Here is an 18,554-nt window from a genome sequence, read left to right as displayed (position 1 = left end):
CACCCTTCGCTCAAATCTGACGGTTTGAACGGGCGGTCAGCCCGCCATCTGCCCCACGATCCGCGCCACCACCTCATCCACCGTCAGCCGCGTCGTATCCACGTCGAACGCGGCCATGCGGTACAGGTGATCGCGGGCCTCCAGCGTGCGGTGGATGTTGTCCATCGCCTCGCGGTGGAGGGCCGGTTTGGCGATGCGGATGTCGTGCTGATCCATCACCCGGCGGAAGTGGGTATCGGGCTCGGCGTGGAGCCACACGGTGAAGAAGGAGTTGAGAAGGATCTCGTAGGTGAGCGGTTCGGCGACGATGCCGCCGCCGGTGGCGAGCACCACCTGCGGGTGCTTCACCACCACCTGCTCCAGGCAGCGCCGCTCGAGATTACGGTAGCCCGACTGGCCGTAGAGGGTGATGATTTCCTGCAGGCTGAGGCCGGCTTCTTCTTCCACCTCGCGGTTGAGCTCGACGAAGGGCCGGCCGAGGCGCGTGGCCAGAGCCTGCCCGACCGTCGATTTGCCGGCGCCGCGCAGCCCGGTGAGCACGATGCGATCCTTGCGCACGCCTTCGGCGGGCTGGAAATCCGCAAAGATCTGCTCGCGGATGCGCGCGAGGTTGGACACCGGCTGGCGCTTGAGGAATTCGACGATCAGGTTGAGGTCGCCGGCGCGGGCTTCTTCGTCGCCGAAGAGGCTCGCCACCGACTGATTGAGGGCCTTCGCCACCTTGCCCAGCACCACCACCGACACGTTGCCCTGGGAGCTTTCCATGCGCGCCAGATGCGGCAGCGACACGCCGGACTGCTCGGCCAGGTTCTTGCGCGTCATGCCGCGCTGGCCGCGGAAATGGCGGATGTTGCGGGCCAGCACCGCCAGCAGCGCCGCCGAATCCGCATCCAGCCCGGCCGATTGGGTTTCGGCTGGTACGTCGGCCTGCACTTCCGTCTGGACTTCCTTCTCGTCCTGCTCCGCTGCCACGATGTCGCCTGTCATTTTTTTGCAATCGCACATTTTAGCGCCTGACAGGCGATCGCCCAACGGTTCGACGTGTTACGTGGCCAGCATGTCCTGGTGCTTGCTGCCGAAGCCCAGATAGGCCTCGACCACCCGCGGGTCGTCGGCGAGATCGGAGGCCTTGCCTTCCATTGCCACCGCGCCCATCTCCAGCACGTAAGCGTAGTCGGCCACCTGCAACGCGGCGCGGGCGTTCTGCTCCACCAGCAGGATGGACACGCCCCGCTCGCGCAGGCCGGCGATGATGCGAAAGATCTCGCGCACGATCAGCGGCGCGAGGCCCAGGCTCGGTTCGTCGAGCATCAGCAGCTTGGGCTTGCCCATCAGGGCGCGGCCGATGGCGAGCATCTGGCGTTCGCCGCCCGACATGGTGGCCGCCGCCTGATCGCGCCACTCCTTGAGCCGCGGGAAGAGCTCGAAGACCTCGTCCATCGTCTTCGCCTGATCCCGGTGCCCCTGGCGGTAGCGCTGGAAGGCGCCCAGCAGCAGGTTGTCCTCGACGCTCATCTCGCCAAACAGGTCGCGCTTCTCGGGCACCAGGGCGAGGCCCTGGATCACCCGCTTCTCCACGTTGGCGCGGCGCTGGGCGTGGCCGTCGAAGACGATGCGCCCGGACGAGTTCATCAGCCCCATGATCGCCGCGAGGCTGGTGGTCTTGCCGGCGCCGTTGGGGCCGATCACCGTGACGATCTGGCCGGCGCCCACGGTGAGGCTGACGTTATGGACCGCCTCGACCTTGCCATAATTGACCCGCAGGTCCTGCACTTCGAGCAGCGTGCTCATTCCACCGCCGTTCATTCCACACCTCCCAGATAGGCCGCGAGCACACGCTCGTTCTGCTGGATTTCCTCCGGCAGGCCCTCGGCGATCTTCTCGCCAAACTCCATCACCACGATCCGATCGACCAGCCCCATCACGAAGTCCATGTCGTGCTCGACCAGCAGGATCGCCACGCCCTCGGCCTTCAGCTTCTTGAGCAGCTCGCCCAGGGCCTCCTTCTCCTTGAAGCGCAGGCCGGCAGCCGGCTCGTCCAGCAGCAGCAGGCACGGGTCGGCCGCCAGCGCCCGGGCGATCTCGACGATGCGCTGCTGGCCCAGGGCCAGGGAGCCGGCCTCGTCGTGCATGTGGGCCTCCAGCCCCACCCGGCGGATCTGCCGGGCGGCTTCGGCCAGCAGGCGTTCCTCTTCCTTGCGGTCGAGGCGCCAGGCGGCGGGGAAGACGCCGGTCGAGCCGCGCAGATGGGTGCCGATGGCGACGTTCTCCAGCACGCTCATCCGCGGCAGCAGGCGCACGTGCTGGAAGCTGCGGCTCATGCCAAGGCGGGCGATCTCGCGGGAGTCGTGCCCCGCCACCGCCTTGCCATTGAAGATGATCTCGCCCGAGGTGGGCGTATCCACGCCGGAGATCTGGTTGAACATGGTGCTCTTGCCGGCGCCGTTGGGGCCGATCAGCGCCAGGATCTCGCCGGCCTTCACGCTGAAGTTCATGTTGTTGTTGGCGACGAGGCCACCAAACCGGCGCGTCACGTCCTTCACTTCGAGGATCGTCTCGCCGCGGGTCGGCATCGTCCGGCGCGGCAGCGCGGCGGCGGAATCCGACACCGGCTTGGGCGGCGCCTTCACCCGCAGGAGCCGCAGCACCGCCGGCCACAAGCCCTCCCGCGCCCGGTGCAGGATGAGCAGCAGCAACATGCCGAAGATGATGATCTCGAAGTTGCCCGAATGGCCGAACACCCGCGGCAGGAAATCCTGCAGCCACTGGTTGAGCAGCGTCACCAACCCGGCGCCCACCACCGCGCCCCACACGTAACCGGCGCCACCCACCACCGCCATGAAGAGATACTCGATGCCGTGGTGCAGGCCAAAGGGCGACGGATTCACCAGCCGCTGCATGTGGGCGTACAGCCAGCCGGCCGCCGCCGCGTGCAGCGCCGCAATCACGAAGATCACGATGCGCGAGCGGGATGTATCCACGCCCATCGCCTCGGCCATCACCACGCCGCCCTTGAGCGCGCGGATCGCCCGCCCCTCGCGGGAATCCAGCAGGTTCTGGGTGGTGACCACCGCCGCCAGCAGGAAGGCCCAGATCAGGTAATAGATCTCCGGGCCTTCATCCAGCGCCCAGCTGCCGATGCGGATCGGCGGCAGGCCCGAGATGCCGCTCTGGGCGCCCAGGAAATCCAGCGTGCCAAACAGGAAGTACAGGCTGATGCCCCACGCGATGGTGCCCAGCGGCAGGTAGTGGCCCGACAGCCGCAGGGTGAGCGAACCGAGCAGTAGCGCGATGAGCCCGGTGATCACCAGCCCGACGCCCAGGGTGAGCCACGGCGACGCGCCAGCCCAGGCGATCCAGCCCGGCAGGCTGGTGGAGGTGGTGAGCACCGCGGTCGTGTAGGCGCCCACGCCCACAAAAGCCGCCTGCCCGAAGCTGGTGAGCCCGCCCACGCCGGTGAGCAGCACCAGGCCCACGGCCACCAGGGCCGAGATGCCGATGTAGTTGAGCAGGGTGACGTAATAGGGCGGCAGCACTGCCGGCAGCACCGCCAGCACAGCGACCACCGCCAGCAGTCGAAGTACGTTCTTCATCGGGCTGGCAGCCCCTTGCTGCGGCAGCGCGCTGCCGGCCGACGTTTGCACATGGGTGTTCATTCCTCGTCCTCCACGTGATGACTGTTGAAGGAGCGCCACAGCAGCACCGGGATGATCAGCGTGAACACCAGCACCTCCTTGAAGGCGCTTGCCCAGAACGACGAGAAGGATTCCAGCAGGCCCACCAGCACCGCGCCAGCCGCCGCCAGCGGATAGCTCGCCAGCCCGCCGATGATCGCGGCCACAAAGCCCTTCAGGCCGATGAGGAAACCCGTGTCGTAGTAGATCGTGGTGATCGGCCCGATCAAGAGGCCCGAGAAGGTGCCCAGCAGCGCTGCCAGCAGAAAGGTGAGCTTGCCGGCGACCACCGGCGAGATGCCCATCAGCTTGGCGCCGGATTGATTCACCGCCGTGGCCCGCAGCGCCTTGCCGTAGATGGTGCGGGCGAAGAAGGCGTACAGCCCGACGATGAAGGCCAGCGAGCAGCCCACCACCCAGATCGTCTGCAGGTTGATGGTGAACTCGCCGAAAGTCAGGCTGCCCTCCGAGAACGGCGCGGTGCGCACGCCCTCGGCGCCGAAGAACACCAGCCCCAGCCCGGTGAGGATCAGATGCACCGCCACCGAGGCGATCAGGAGCACCAGCACGCTGGTGTCGGCGATGGGCTGGTAGGCGATGCGGTAAATCATCGGCCCCAGCGGCACGAGGATCGCGAGCGTGAGGGCGATCTGCGCGACCATCGGCAGGCCGCTGCCATCCACGCTGTACAGCAGCGCGGCCAGGGCCAGCGGATAGGCGAGGTTCCAGCCCACGAGGCCGCCGACGCCTTCCATGTCCTTGTCGCGCACCCGGCCGATCAGGTCGATCACCGCCACGAAGGCGCCCATCGCCACCAGCAGCCACACCGTGGCCGGCACCTTGCCGGCCTGCAGCGCGGCCAGGGTGAGCGCCCCGAAGGCGACGAACTCGCCCTGGGGAATGAAGATCACCCGCGTGACCGAGAAGACGAGGACCAGGGCCAACGCCAGCAGGGCGTAAATCGCCCCGCCGGTCACCCCGTCCTGTCCGAGTATCAAAACGATTCCTGCATCCAAGGCCGAACCCCTCTCCTTAACCAGACTTCCGTCAAGCCGCATCTAATATTTGATATAAGCGGCACCTATCCTCCAACAAATATACTTTATACGATATCTTTGAGTTGCAACAACTCTTTCTTGATATCTTTTATGAGCAGCGCACATATCGAACGATCAAAAAAGAACCGGCCACCTGAAATCAGGTGGCCGGTTCATGGCATTCAGCGCAGCAGGAAGGCAGGCTCCGCGGGCGGCGGAGCCGGGTCAGCTCACCCCCGGTAAGGCCCTGCGCCAAGGCCGATGGGCGCCGGCGCGGCGGCGACGAGCTTCGAGAACACGTCGGCGAAGTCTTCCGGCTTGCCGCGGGTGCCGCTCATGGGGTCGCGGTCGTGGGTGAAGGCGCGATCCACCTCGGCCCAGTCTTCGGCGGTGAGCACCTTGCGGGCCAGCGGCAGGGCTTCGCGCTCTTCCAGCAGCATGTGGCTGCGGTAGAAGTCGGCGTAGTGGTCGAAGGCGGCGGCGAAGTCGGCGAGCTTGGTCGGATCGGCGGCGTAGGCGGCCAGCGCCGTCTCCAGGGCCTGGATGCGCTCGGCCGAGGCCTGGTGCTGGCGGTCGAGCTCGGCCAGGGCTTCGGCGCCTTCGTCGGTACGGGCCTTGAGCCGCGCGAAGAGGATGTCTTCCTTCGGGTGGTGGCGCTTCTCGGGGTAGGCGTCAAGGTAGTGGATCATCGCCTCGAAGAGCTTGAGATCAGGCTGCAGGCGGCCGGAGACGACTTCCTTAAGCATGAAGCGGACGGCGTGGAGGATGGCGGCGAGGGACTGGTGTTCGTCGCCGAGGATGCGAAGGGCTTCCATCGGAAGGGTTCTCCTGAAACGGGGCAGCGCCACAACCGGCCACGCCGCCCCCGGTTGCTCACGTGGCCAGCATGGCCTGGTGCTTGCTGCCGAGGCCCAGATAGCTCTCGATGACGCGGGGGTCGTCGCGCAGGGACTGGGCTTCGCCGTGCATCTTGATGCCGCCGTTTTCGAGCACGTAGGCGTAGTCGGCCACCTGCAGGGCGGCGCGGGCGTTCTGCTCGACGAGCAGGATCGACACCCCGCGCCGACGCAGCTCGGTGATGATGCGGAAGATCTCGCGGACGATCAGCGGCGCAAGGCCCAGGCTTGGCTCGTCGAGCATCAGCAGCTTGGGCTTGGCCATCAGCGCGCGGCCCACGGCGAGCATCTGGCGCTCGCCGCCCGACATGGTGCCTGCCGCCTGGGTGCGGCGTTCCTTGAGGCGCGGGAAGAGCGCGTACACCTCTTCCATCGTCTGCAGGTGATCGCGGTGACCGCTGCGGTGGCGCTGGAAGGCACCCAGCAGCAGGTTGTCCTCGATGCTCATGGAGCCGAACAGCTCACGCTTCTCGGGCACGAGGTTCATCCCGCGCACCACCATCCGCTCCACTTCCGGCACCTGCTCGATGCTGCCGTCGAAGGCCACCTCGCCCCTGGACGGCAGCAGGCCCATGATGGCCGACAGGGTCGTCGTCTTGCCGGCGCCGTTGGGGCCGATCACGGTGACGATCTTCCCCTCGCCGACGCTGAGATTCACATTGCTCACCGCCTCGACCTTGCCGTAGGCGACGGAGAGGTTCTTCACTTCAAGCACGTTCGAAGTCATCAGACACCTCCCAGATAGGCTTCGAGCACGGCCGGGTCCTTCTGCACATCCTCCGGCAGGCCCTCGGCGATCTTCTCGCCGAACTCCATCACCACCACCCGATCCACCAGGCTCATCACGAAATCCATGTCGTGCTCGACGATGAGCACCGCCATGCCTTCGGACTTGAGACGGCGCAGGAGATCGGCCGGGGCCTGCTTTTCCTTCAGGCGCAGGCCGGCGGCGGGTTCGTCCAGCAGCAGCAGGCAGGGGTCGGAGCACAGGGCGCGGGCGATCTCGAGGATGCGCTGCTGGCCCAGGGCCAGGCTGCCGGCATCCTCGTACATGAAATCCTTGAGGCCGACGCGCTCCACCTGGATCGCGGCTTCCTTCAGGAGGCGCGCCTCCTCGTCCCGCTCCAGCCGCCACGCGGCGGGCACGACGCCCTTGCTGCCGCGGCGGTGGGCGCCGATGGCGACGTTTTCGAGCACCGTCATCTTGGGCAGCAGGCGCACATGCTGGAAGGTGCGGCTCATGCCCAGCGCGGCGATCTCCCGCGAACTGTGGCCGGCCACCGACTTGCCGCGGAACAGCACCTCGCCGGATGTCGGCGTATCCACGCCCGAAAGCTGGTTGAACATCGTGCTCTTGCCGGCGCCGTTGGGGCCGATGAGCGCGAGTATCTCGCCGGCATTCACGTGCAGGCTCATGTTGTTGTTGGCGACGAGGCCGCCAAACTTGCGGGTGACGTTCTTCGCTTCGAGGATGGTCTCGCCCATGGGCGGCTGGGGCTTCTTCGGCAGATCCAGCGCGGTGCGGTCGATGGCCTTGGGCGCGGCGCGCACCGGCACGAGGCCGGCGATCAGCGGCCACAGGCCGTCGCGGGCGCGTTGCAACACGATCACCATCATCACGCCAAACACGATCACCTCGAAGTTGCCGGCGCTGCCGAACACCTTGGGCAGGATGTCCTGCAGCCACTGCTTGAGCACGGTAATGACGCCGGCCCCGACGATCGCGCCCCACACCTGCCCCGCGCCGCCCACGACGGCCATGAACAGGTATTCGATGCCGATGTGCAGGCCGAAGGGCGTCGAGTTAACAAAGCGCTGCATGTGGGCGTACAGCCAGCCGGCGGTGCACGCCTGCAGCGCGGCCAGCACGAAGATCACCATCCGGGCGCGGGACGTATCCACGCCCATCGCCTCGGCCATCACCATGCCGCCCTTCAGCGCCCGGATCGCCCCCCCTCGCGGGAATCCAGCAGGTTGTGGGTGGTGTAGAGAGCGATCAGCAGGAAGGCCCACACGAGGTAGTAGTAGTGCCGGTTGTCGAGGAGCTCGACGCCGAACAGGCTGACCGGCGGAATGCCCGACATGCCGCCGTGGCCGCCGAGGAACTCCATGATGCCGAACAGGAAGTACAGGCTGATGCCCCAGGCCATCGTGCCCAGGGGCAGGAAGTGACCGGAGAGCTTGAGCGTCACCGAGCCGAGGATGATCGCCACCAGCGCGGTGAGCACCAGCCCGGCGACGAGCGACAGCCACGGCGAGGTGCCGGCAAAGGCCAGCCAGCCCGGCAGCTCCTGGGACGTGGTGAGCCACGCGCTGGTGTAGGCGCCGAGGCCCACGAAGGCCGCCTGACCAAAACTGGTGAGGCCGCCGACGCCGGTCAGCAGCACCAGCCCGAGGGCCACCATCGCCGACAGGCCGATGTAGTTGAGCAGGGTGACGTAGAAATCCGGCAGCGCCAGCGGGGCCACCGCCAGCAGCACCAGAAAGGCAACCAGCACGCTGCGCGGGCCGATGCGCGAGGCGCCGGTGGGCAGGGCCTGGGTTTGAGCAGGCGAGTTCATTCTTCTTCCTCCACGTGGTGGGAAGTGAGGGAGCGCCAGATCAGGACCGGGATGATCAGGGTGAACACGATCACGTCCTTGAAGGCGCTCGCCCAGAAGGACGAGAAGGATTCGAGCAGGCCGACGAGGATCGCGCCGCCCGCCGCCAGCGGATAGCTGGCGAGGCCGCCGATGATGGCCGCGACGAAGCCCTTGAGGCCGATCAGGAAGCCGCTGTCGTAGTAAACCGTGGTGAGCGGCGCCACCAGCACGCCCGAAAGCACACCGATGACGGCCGCCAGCAGGAAGGTGAGCCGCCCCGCCAACGCCGGCGAGATGCCCATCAGGCGCGCGCCGTTGCGGTTGATCGCCGTGGCGCGCAGGGCCTTGCCGTACAGCGTGCGGTCGAAGAACAGGTAGAGCCCGACGATCAGCACCAGCGAGGCGACGATCACGAAGATCGTGTGGCCGCCGACCACCAGCGTGCCGATCTCCAGCTGGGCTTCGCTGAACGGCGTGGTGCGCGAGCCTTCCGGCCCGAACACCAGGAGGCCCAGGCCAACCATCGCCAGATGCACCGCCACCGAGATGATCAGCAGCACCAGCACCGGCGCCTCGGCCACCGGCTGGAAGGCCACCCGATAGAGCATCGGCCCCATGGGCACCACGATGGCGAGGGTCAGGATCACCCGCAACCCGGTGGGCAGCGACGCCAGCGGCACCAGCCACAGGATCGCCGCCATGGCCAGCGGATAGGCGAGGTTCCACAGGGCCGAGCGGCCCAGGGTGCGCCGGCCGGTGGCCGAGAAGGCATCGACGGCCAGCGTGAGTAGGCCACAGCCCACCAGCAGCCACACGGTGCCGGGAAAGTTGCCAGCTTCCAGCGCGGCCATGGTGAGGGCGCCCCAGGCCAGCAGCTCACCCTGGGGAATGAAGATGACCCGGGTGACGGCGAACACCAGCACCAGCGCCAGCGCCAGAAGGGCGTAGATGGCACCGTTGGTGACGCCGTCCTGACCGAGCATCGCAATGATTTCGGCATCCATGAACGGACTCCTGACGCGGCGCAAGCCTGCGCGGCGGTACGACGGGTGGGATCGGAGGGAAAAACGCCTCCGGGCGCGGGAGCGGACGGGGTCCGCCGGCCCGGAGGTCAGGCGCCGGTTCTTACTTGACCAGCTTCCAGTGGTTGTTTTCGACCTTGATCAGCACGATGGCGCTGGGGTCGTAGCCGGCGTGGTCGGTGGCGGACATGCTGTACACACCGTTGGTGCCGACCAGCTTGTTCTTCTCGATGTTCTCGCGCACGGCGGCGCGGAACTCCGGCGTGCCCGGCCTGGCCTTGCCCTTCAGGGCGTTGCCGAGGGCGTTCTGGAGCAGCAGCCAGGCATCCCAGCTGGCGCCGGCGAAGGTGGAGCGGGAATCCGGGCCGTACTTGGCTTCGAGGGCCTGCACGAAGGCCACGCCGTTCTTCTTGGTCGGGTGGGTGTCGGGCAGTTGCTCGGCCACCAGCACCGGGCCGACCGGGATCAGCGCGCCTTCGACGGCCTTACCGCCGACGCGCAGGAACTCCTTGCTGGTCACGCCGTGGGATTGGTAGATGCGGCCCTTGAAGCCGCGCTCGCGCAGGGTGATCTGGGGCATCGCGGCGAGGGTGCCGGAGGCGCCGACGAAAACCGCATCGGGCTTGGCGCTGATGATCTTCAGCACCTGGGCCTGCACGCTCGGGTCGGCGCGGCCGTAGCGCTCGGAGGCGACGATGTTGATCTTGCTGTCGGCGGCCTTGGTGAGCGCCTTGTGGAGGAGCTCGCCCCACGAATCCGAGAAGCCGATGAAGCCGACGGTCTTCACGCCGTTGGCGACCATGTCGCTTACCACGCGCTGGACCATCAGGTCGGCGGAGGGCTCGGAGCGGAACACGAAGCCGCGCTTGTCGCCGGAGACATCCAGCGGGGCGACGGAGATCATCGGCACCTTCTCGGTGTTGGCCACGTCGGCCATGGCGGTGGCGGTGCTGATGAGGTTGGGGCCGAGGATGGCGTCAACCTTGTCTTCGCTGATCAGCTTGCGCACGTTCTTGACGGCGGCGGTGGGGTCGGTGGTGTCGTCGAGCAGGATGAAGTTGATCTTCTCGCCGCCGACGGTGGCCGGGAACATCGACACCGCCTTGCGGGTTTCGGCGCCGAGGGCGGCGGCCGGGCCGGTCATCGAGGCGACGACGCCCACGTTGATGTCGGCCAGGGCAGGCATGGCGGCCAGGGCGCCGACGGTCAGCGCGAACAGGTTTTTGAGTTTGGTCATTATTGTCTCCTCGAGAAGTGGCGCTTCGGTTCTTGTGATGGGCGTTGCCAGACTGCGCGGCGTAGGCGACAGAATGGCCTTATCTTCTTTTATGCCTTGATCAGCGCGATTGATTATAGGAAGCCGGTTTATTGGCTCAAACAATCAAAACAAAACGTCCACTTGTTGCACAATATTGTTTTGACAGGAGCTTTCGACGATGCGCAAGGATGGCGGTGCCGAATACGCCGTGGTTCGCGGCCTCACCCGCGGGCTTGATCTGCTGAAGGCCCTGAACACCCAGGAAGGCGGCCGATCGACCCTCGCCCAGCTCTCCGAAGCCACCGGCCTGCATCGCACCACGGTGCGCCGGCTGCTCGAGACCCTGATCGCCGAAGGCTACGTGCGGCGCAGCCGCTCCGACGACCGCTACGTGCTGGCGCTGCACGTGCGCTCGCTCTCCGAAGGCTTCCGCGACGAGGACTGGATCGCCTCCATCGCCGCCCCGGCGCTGGGCGAGCTGCTGCAAACCGTGGTGTGGCCGTCCGATCTCGTCACCCCCCAGGGCGCGACGATGATCATCCGCGAATCCACCCACCGCTTCAGCCCGCTGTCCTTCCACCGGGCGATGGTCGGCCAGACCATGCCGACCCTCCTCACCGCCGCCGGCCGGGCCTTTCTGGCCTACTGCCCCGACGAGCAGCGGGAGCAGATCCTGCACATCGCCCGGGGCGGCAACGACGACCAGGCCAGGCTCGCCGCCGACGACCGCTTCGTGGCCAACATCATCGCCCGCACCCGCGACGCCGGCTACGCCAGCAACGACGGAGAATGGACCTCCCACCGCAAGATCGGCGCCATCGCTCAGCCGGTGATGCACGCCGGCCGCCCGGTGGGGGCGATCAACATCGTGTATCTCAACAAGGCGGTGAGCCTGAAGGAAGCCATCAGCCGCTACCTGCCGGCCCTGCAGAAGGCCGTCGCGCGCATTGAAGCCCAGTTCGCCGACCATCCGCCGCCCCCGCCCCAGGCAGGTTGACGGGGCCAGCGCGGCCTGCCCGGGCGTTACTTCACGCACAAATGTCTCATCGGAGGCGTATAAGGGAAGCTACGCAGTGATGCACTGCAACAAAAGTGCTACGCTTTCCCGATCTGAATCAACACCCGCGCACCGCGAGAATCATCATGAGCGAAGTTGACCTCAAGAAATTCTTCCTCGAACAGGTACCCCTGTTCGCCAGCTTCCCTGCCGACAAGGTCGAGACCATCGTCAGCCAGTCCCGGCTGACCACCTACGAAGGCAACGAGGCGATGCTCGAGACGGGCGACGAGGCCCGCAACATCGGCATCGTGATCACCGGCCACGCCGAGATCTCCGTCACCGACAACACCGGCACCCGCACCGTCATCAGCCAGCTCGGCCCGGGCGACGTGTTCGGGGTGATGTCCACCCTCACCGGCGACCGCATCGCCGCCGACGTGATCGCCGGCAACCGCTGCTTCGTGCTGCTGATTCCGCAGGATGTGTTCAACCTGCACATCCTCACCAACCCCAAGGCCGTCGCCTACCTGTCGCACAAGCTCCTCGACCGGGTGCGCACCCTGTCGACCGACATGCTCAACAGCCAGCCGGGCCAGCCCGCCAAGGCCGACGACCCGTACTCCCTGTCGCTGCACACCGACTCCCCGGGCAAGGTGCTGGCCCTCAACGTGGGCATCAGCCAGATCCACTTCGGCATCTACGACACCCACGATCTGGGCTCCGACGTCCACGGCATCATCGACAACGCCGATCCGGCCATCTCGCGCGTCCGCGTGTTCGTGGGCACCCAGGTCCGCTCTGCCGAGCGCTCGCCCTTCCCGCTCACCGACCTGTTCCGGGTGATCGAGGAATCCACCCGCCTGCTCGGCGACGCCTTCGCCTTCCATCCCCACGACGTCACCGCCGTCGGCCACCGGGTGGTGCATGGCGGCAGCAAGTTCGCCAGCTCGGTGGTGATCACCCCGGCGGTCATCGCCGACATCGAGGCCCTGTCGGTGTTCGCCCCGCTGCACAACCCGGTGAACGTCGAAGGCATCCGCGAGGCCATGCGCCAGCTGCCCGGCGTGCCCCACGTGGCCGTGTTCGACACTGCCTTCCACCAGACGCTGCCGCCCTACGCCTACCTCTACGGCCTGCCCTACGAGCTCTACAAGCAGCAGGGCATCCGCCGCTACGGCTTTCATGGCAGCTCCCACCGCTACGTGTCGCTGAAGGCCGCTGAGGTACTGAACCGCCCGCTGGGCGAGCTGGAGATCGTCTCCTGCCACCTGGGCATCGGCGCCTCCCTGTGCGCCATCGACCACGGCCGCTCGGTGGACACCACCATGGGCATGACGCCGACCGACGGCCTCATCATGCCCAGCCGCTCCGGCAGCATCGACCCGGCGGTGATGATCCACCTGATGGAGCACAACAAGCTCTCCGCCGACGACCTGTCGACGATGATCAACACCAACAGCGGCCTGAAGGGCATCTCGGGCATCTCCAGCGACATCCACGACATCGAAGCCGCCGCCAACGACGGCCACCACCGCGCCCTGCTGGCCCACAAGGCCTTCTGCTACCAGGTGCGCAAGAACATCGGCGCCTACGTGGCGGCGATGGGCGGCATCGACGTGCTGGCCTTCACCGGCGACGTGGGCGAGACCAGCGCCGCGGTGCGCAGCCTGGCCTGCCAGGGCCTTGGCTACATGGGCATCCGCCTCGACGAGGAAAAGAACCGCAACCTCGACCGGGTCGGCGACTACGCCATCATCTCGGCCGACGATTCGCCGGTCACCATCCTCGTCATCACCAACGACGACGAGCGTCTGGTGGCCTGGGAAGCCCTGCGCGCCATCGAGCGCAATGCGCTGTCGGTGGCCATGCGCGAAGATCAGGCCGAAGCGCCGATCCCCATCGAGATCTCCGCCCACCACGTGCACCTTTCGCAAGCCGACGTGGACAAGCTGTTCGGCCCCGGCCACCAGCTCACCCCGGAGCACGAACTCTCCCAGCCGGGCCAGTTCGCCTGCGCCGAGAAGGTGCACCTCGTCGGCCCCAAGGGCCGCATCGCCAACGTCCGCGTCCTCGGCCCGACCCGCAAGGAAACCCAGGTCGAGATCGCCATGACCGAGCAGTTCAAGGTCGGCATCCAGCCGCCGATCCGCGAATCCGGCGACCTCGCCAACACCCCGGGCATCACCCTCGAAGGGCCGTTCGGCAGCACCACCATCGAGCGCGGCGTGATCTGCGCCCAGCGCCACATCCACATGTCGCCCGAAGACGCCCTGCGCTTCCGGGTGCGCGACAAGTACGTGGTGCGGGTGCGCGTCGAAGGCGAGCGCGAGCTGATCTTCGGCGACGTGGTGGTGCGGGTGAATCCGGCCTATCGGCTGGCGATGCACATCGACACCGACGAAGGCAACGCCGCCAACATCCGCACCGGGATGCTCGGCTACATCGAGGAAATCCAGAACCGCTACTGAGCGGCCCTCGCCTCACCGAAACCGGCATCGCGCCGGCCCCGGGCCCTGCGGCTCGCGGCCGGCGCGATGCCGTTCACGACTCACTTCAGGCACGATCCATAACATTTTCAAATACTTCTCCGGACGGATTTCATGTCCGTCCGGATGCCTCGCGCGTATAATCGCCCGCTTCGCTCGACTGCTGCGCTGCAGCAAATCACCCCAGCGGCCATCTGCCCCCCGTCGAGCGTCCGATTCCCGCCCACGGAGAACGCGCGACAATCATGCGCCCTGACGCCTCAAGACTGCCCGCCATCGATGCCCTCAAGGCCATCGCCTGCGTGCTGATCGTCCTGCACCACCTCGCCTTCTACGGCCCCATGGCCGACGTCGCCAAGCCGCTGATGCCCGGCGTCATCGGCTTCCTCGACGAATACGCCCGGATGGCCGTGCAGGTCTTCCTGGTGGTGTCCGGCTTCCTGTTCGCCGGCAAGTTCGGCCCCGCGGCCCTGTCCGGCGCGCCGCTCAACCTGCTGATCCAGCGCTACACCCGCCTCGTGGTGCCCTACTCTGGCGCGCTGCTGCTGGCCATCGCCTGTTCGGCGCTCGCCGGCGTGTGGATGGTGCACCGCTCGATCTCCGACGTGCCCGATCTGGGCCAGCTCCTCGCCCACGTGCTGCTGCTCCACGACCTCCTCGACCAGGAAGCCCTGTCGGCCGGCGTGTGGTACGTGGCCATCGACTTCCAGCTGTTCGCCCTCGCGGTGCTCCTGTTGTGGCTGCCCGGCCGCGTTGCCGCCCTGCGTCCGCTGGCGCCGGCCCTTGTCGCCGCGATGACCCTCGCCGCGCTGTTCGGCTTCAACCGCGACGCCTTCTGGGACGAGACCGCGTTCTACTTCTTCGGCAGCTTCGGCCTCGGCATCCTCGCCGGCTGGGCCATCCGCCAGCCCCGCTCGGGCCTGTGGCTGGCCGCGCTGACGGTGGTGGCGGTCACTTCGCTGGCGGTGGATTTCCGCCCGCGCATTGCGGTGGCTACCGCGGTGATGCTGTTCCTGGGCCTCGCCGGTCGCAGCGGCTTCCTCTACACCATGCCGGTGCCGGCCGCGGTGAGCCGTCTGGCGCGTATCTCGTACTCGGTGTTCCTGGTGCACTTCCCCCTGTGCCTGCTGGTGAACGCCACCTTCATCACCCTCTTCCCCACCCACCCGATGGTCAACGCGATCGGCATGCTGGTGGCGCTGGGCATCAGCATCGTCGGTGGCGAGTTGTTCTACCGGGGCATCGAGAGCCGCCCCCTGCCGGTGCGCCTGCGCCTGCTGTTCCCGGCCGGCGTGGTTGCCGGCGGCTGGCTGGCCGCCCTGGCCCTCGGAGGCTGAGCCCCGCGGGCCACGCCCGCCCCAGCGTAAAACGCCGTCCCCCGGCTCCGGGCGACGGCGTTTTTCGTTGACCTCTCCCCCCCAGCACCCGCAGCCCGCCAAACGCCGCCCGAGCCCCGCCACGCCTTGATCCATGCCGGGCAGCCACCCGGCGAGCCCACTCCGGGCGCCGACCTCACACCACCACAAAACCCAGCAAAAACAACGTTGTGCATATTGTGCACACTTTTGCATTTGCTTTTTGTGGCTGTGGACCACCGCCCTAGAATCGCCTCACCAACAAAAAAAGACGCAGGGTGGAGACAGCCCAAGGCAAGCGCAGGCCGCAACCCGGCCCGCCTTCTCCGCCCTCGCCTGTAGGCGCCGCACGGCCCGGTCCACACGCTGAGGAGCACGCATGTCCATCAAACTCAAATGCCTGTCGCACACGCCGCTGCGCGGGCTGAACGACCCGGGCGCCGACGTCGTCCGTGAAGTCGACACCGTCCTGGCCCAGGCCCGCGCCGAAGTGGAAGCCTTCGATCCCGAGCTGATCGTGATCTTCGCGCCAGACCACTACAACGGCCTGTTCTACGACCTGATGCCGCCGTTCGTGATCGCCACCGCGGCCGAATCCGTCGCCGACTATCAAACCCTCCCCGGCCCCCTGTCCATCCCGCGGGATCTGGCCCTGGAGATGACCAAGTTCATCCTCGACCAGGACGTGGACATCGCCCTGTCCCACCGCCTGCAGGTGGACCACGGCTGCACCCAGACCCTCGAAGAGCTCACCGGCAGCCTCACCCGCTACCCGGTGATTCCCATCATCATCAACTCGGTGGCGCCGCCCTTCGGCCCCTACCGCCGGGTGCGCAAGCTGGGCGAGGCGGTCGGCAAGTTCCTGACCACCCTCAACAAGCGCGTGCTGATCCTCGGCACCGGCGGCCTCTCCCACGAGCCGCCCGTGCCGCTGCTGTCGGGCGCCCCCGACGAGATCGCCAACTTCCTGATCGCCGGCCGCAACCCCACCCCGGAAGCCCGCGCCGCCCGCCAGGCCCGCACCATCGCCGCCGGCAAGATCTACGGCACCGAAGCCTGCGCCCAGACCCCGCTCAACGAGGAATGGGACCTGGCCTTCATCGACCTGCTGACGAGCCGCCGCCTCGCCGAGGTGGACGACTTCCGGATCGACGAGATCTCGAAGGCTGCCGGCCGCTCGACCCACGAAGTGCGCACCTGGGTCGCCGCCTTCGCCGCCCTCGCTGCCACCGGCCCCTACGCCGCCCGCAAGGATTACTACCGCGCCATCAACGAATGGATCGCCGGCTACGGCGTGGTCAGCGCCGAACAGGCCTGAACCCGCCCGCCGCACGCCCGACACACCAAAGGAGATTTGAACCATGAACGCTGCCGTTGAAACCCTCATCCCGTCCGAAGAAGAGATCGTTGCCCGCGCCGAGGCGCTGATCCCCTGGCTGCGCGAGCGCGCCGACGCCTGCGAGAAGGCCCGCATGGTCTCCCCCGAGACCATCCAGAAGTTCCAGGAAGCCGGCTTCTTCAAGATCCTCCAGCCCAAGCGCTGGGGCGGCTACGAGATGCACCCCAACGTCCTCAACAAGGTGCTGATGGAGCTCGCCCGCGGCTGCCCGTCCAGCGCCTGGAACGTGATGGTGCTGGGCGTGCATCCCTTCGAAGTAGGCCTGCTGCCCAGCCAGTGCGGCGACGAGCTGTGGGGTGAGGACAACTCGCGCCTGGTGTCGTCCTCCTACGCGCCCTTCGGCACCGTGACCCGCGTCGAAGGCGGCTACGTGCTCAACGGCGAGTGGCTCACCTCCAGCGGCTGCGACCACGCCGCCGGCGGCGCCTTCCTGGGCGGCCGCGTGGCCAACGCCGCGGGCGAGATCGAGTTCCGCTCGTTCTGGGTCCAGCGCGCCGACTTCGAGATCATCGACGACTGGTTCGTGGTGGGCCTCGCCGGCACCGGCTCCAAGAAGCTGTCGGTGAAGGAAGTCTTCGTGCCCGACTACCGCAGCCACGTGATCGGCGCCTACGACGACGACTCCCACGGCCACGTGAACAACCTCTACAAGATGCCGTTCTTCTACGTCTTCTACGCCGCCGTGTCGTCCGTTATCATCGGCATGGCTCGCGGCATGGTCGATCTCTACATCGAGCACATGGTGCCGCGCCAGAACATCAACCAGGCCGTTGGCGCCGCGGTTCAGGACCCGTTCATCAAGGCCAAGCTCGGTGAAGCCTATGCCAAGATCCTTGCCAGCACCTCCCGCGTGCTGCAGAACACCGAAGAAGCCTGGAGCTACGCCTCCAAGGGCAAGCTGGTCCCCCTGGACATCCGCATCCGCCACTTCGCCACCAACCAGTTCACCGGCGGCGAATGCTTCGACGCCGGCCACATGATCTTCAAGAAGACCTCCACCCGCGGCGTGTGGCTCAACTGCCCGCTGCAGCGCCAGCTGCGCGACCTGCTGGTGGGCGCCAACCACATCACCCAGAACCAGGACAACATCGGCGACCTGCTGGGCGGCCACCTGCTCGGCAACCCGCTGCCCAAGGTGAACCCCTTCGGCGTCAAGGCCTGATCCACCCGGCGGCCCGGCCACGCACCGGGCCCTTTTTCATGAAGCCACCACACCACGAGAGAGACAAACCATGACCGACCTCACCAACGCCGTCGTCCATCAAAGTCCGGTCAGGGATGTGAAGACGCCGGGCCTTGCCGAACTGCCCACCGTGACGCCCGCCGAGCAACGCAACGGCATGCGCCACCTGGCCGCCGGCGTGTCGATCATCAGCGCGGCCGACAGCGAGCGCCGGGCCGGCCTCACCGCCACCGCGGTGTGTTCCGTCACCACCGATCCGCCGCGGCTGGTGGTGTTCGTGAACAAGAACGTGTTGGCCTGCGAGATCATCCAGCAAAGCGGCGCCCTCGCCGTCAATGTGCTGGCCGGCGACCAGGAAGAAGTCGCCCGCGCCTTTGCGGGCATGGTCGAAGGCGTGCATGGCGACGCCCGCTTCGGCTACGGCAGCTGGGGCACCGCCATCACCGGTGCGCCGATGCTCGAAGGCACCCTGTCGAGCTTCGATTGCCGGGTCATCAAGATGTTCGACGAGAGCACCCACCACGCCTTTTTGTGCGAAGTGCTGACGGTGCGCGAGCGCAGTGACGGCCAGGCGCTGGTGTATCTCAACGGCGCCTTCCGCAAGATCGACCAGTAAGCAGCCCGCTCCTCCTCGTGGGGCGACGGCCTGGCCGGGCGCCCTG

Annotated in this window: 14 protein-coding genes and 1 pseudogene; 6 read left to right on the top strand and 9 right to left on the bottom strand. The window is 67.1% G+C overall.

Going from position 1 to position 18,554, the window contains the following annotated elements; translation table 11 throughout:
- Positions 1-36: 36 nt before the first annotated feature.
- From GH681_RS17025 to GH681_RS16985, 9 genes and pseudogenes are all read right to left on the bottom strand, one after another.
- A complete protein-coding gene (locus tag GH681_RS17025; protein WP_153162732.1) occupies positions 37-987 on the bottom strand; it encodes a helix-turn-helix transcriptional regulator in 951 nt (316 codons plus the stop codon).
- Positions 988-1,044: 57 nt separating this feature from the next.
- Entirely contained in the window at positions 1,045-1,806 is a 762-nt protein-coding gene (locus tag GH681_RS17020) for an ABC transporter ATP-binding protein (protein ID WP_228111952.1), read from the bottom strand.
- Entirely contained in the window at positions 1,803-3,593 is a 1,791-nt protein-coding gene (locus tag GH681_RS17015) for an ATP-binding cassette domain-containing protein (RefSeq protein WP_153162776.1), read from the bottom strand. Before GH681_RS17015 ends, GH681_RS17020 begins: the two co-directional genes overlap by 4 nt.
- A gap of 59 nt (positions 3,594-3,652) precedes the next feature.
- Entirely contained in the window at positions 3,653-4,690 is a 1,038-nt protein-coding gene (locus GH681_RS17010; protein WP_153162731.1) for a branched-chain amino acid ABC transporter permease, read from the bottom strand.
- 251 nt (positions 4,691-4,941) lie between these two features.
- Complete coding sequence (locus tag GH681_RS17005) at positions 4,942-5,526, bottom strand: hemerythrin domain-containing protein (RefSeq protein WP_153162730.1); 585 nt, start codon at positions 5,524-5,526, stop codon at positions 4,942-4,944.
- Positions 5,527-5,584: 58 nt separating this feature from the next.
- Positions 5,585-6,334: an ABC transporter ATP-binding protein gene (locus GH681_RS17000; RefSeq protein ID WP_153162729.1), complete on the bottom strand. Its 750-nt coding sequence runs from the start codon at positions 6,332-6,334 to the stop codon at positions 5,585-5,587.
- Positions 6,334-8,168: pseudogene (locus GH681_RS16995) on the bottom strand (ATP-binding cassette domain-containing protein). The gene GH681_RS17000 and the pseudogene GH681_RS16995 overlap by 1 nt, the downstream one beginning before the upstream one ends.
- Positions 8,165-9,193, bottom strand: a complete 1,029-nt coding sequence (locus tag GH681_RS16990; protein ID WP_153162728.1) for a branched-chain amino acid ABC transporter permease — start codon at positions 9,191-9,193, stop codon at positions 8,165-8,167. Before GH681_RS16990 ends, GH681_RS16995 begins: the two are co-directional and overlap by 4 nt.
- Before the next feature lie 121 nt (positions 9,194-9,314).
- Entirely contained in the window at positions 9,315-10,448 is a 1,134-nt protein-coding gene (locus tag GH681_RS16985) for an ABC transporter substrate-binding protein (protein WP_153162727.1), read from the bottom strand.
- A gap of 199 nt (positions 10,449-10,647) precedes the next feature.
- Between GH681_RS16985 and GH681_RS16980 the strand changes: the two genes are divergently transcribed.
- The 6 genes from GH681_RS16980 (at position 10,648) to GH681_RS16955 (ending at position 18,508) form a co-directional block, all read left to right on the top strand.
- Positions 10,648-11,466, top strand: a complete 819-nt coding sequence (locus tag GH681_RS16980; RefSeq protein ID WP_153162726.1) for a DNA-binding transcriptional regulator — start codon at positions 10,648-10,650, stop codon at positions 11,464-11,466.
- A gap of 146 nt (positions 11,467-11,612) precedes the next feature.
- Complete coding sequence (locus GH681_RS16975) at positions 11,613-13,937, top strand: acetate/propionate family kinase (protein ID WP_153162725.1); 2,325 nt, start codon at positions 11,613-11,615, stop codon at positions 13,935-13,937.
- Positions 13,938-14,200: 263 nt separating this feature from the next.
- Positions 14,201-15,292: an acyltransferase gene (locus tag GH681_RS16970; RefSeq protein ID WP_153162724.1), complete on the top strand. Its 1,092-nt coding sequence runs from the start codon at positions 14,201-14,203 to the stop codon at positions 15,290-15,292.
- A 397-nt stretch (positions 15,293-15,689) separates the two neighbouring features.
- Positions 15,690-16,628 (top strand): 3-carboxyethylcatechol 2,3-dioxygenase, encoded by a 939-nt coding sequence (locus GH681_RS16965; protein ID WP_153162723.1) that lies wholly within the window; start codon positions 15,690-15,692, stop codon positions 16,626-16,628.
- Between the two features lie 43 nt (positions 16,629-16,671).
- Positions 16,672-17,871 (top strand): acyl-CoA dehydrogenase family protein, encoded by a 1,200-nt coding sequence (locus GH681_RS16960; protein ID WP_153162722.1) that lies wholly within the window; start codon positions 16,672-16,674, stop codon positions 17,869-17,871.
- A gap of 70 nt (positions 17,872-17,941) precedes the next feature.
- Entirely contained in the window at positions 17,942-18,508 is a 567-nt protein-coding gene (locus tag GH681_RS16955; protein WP_153162721.1) for a flavin reductase family protein, read from the top strand.
- The last annotated feature ends 46 nt before the right edge of the window (positions 18,509-18,554 follow it).

The sequence above is a fragment of the Zoogloea sp. 1C4 genome, assembly GCF_009469605.1.
Classification (GTDB): domain Bacteria; phylum Pseudomonadota; class Gammaproteobacteria; order Burkholderiales; family Rhodocyclaceae; genus Zoogloea; species Zoogloea oryzae.
The sequence above is the reverse complement of the archived record's forward strand: the minus strand, read 5'-3'. Positions and strand labels throughout refer to the sequence as shown.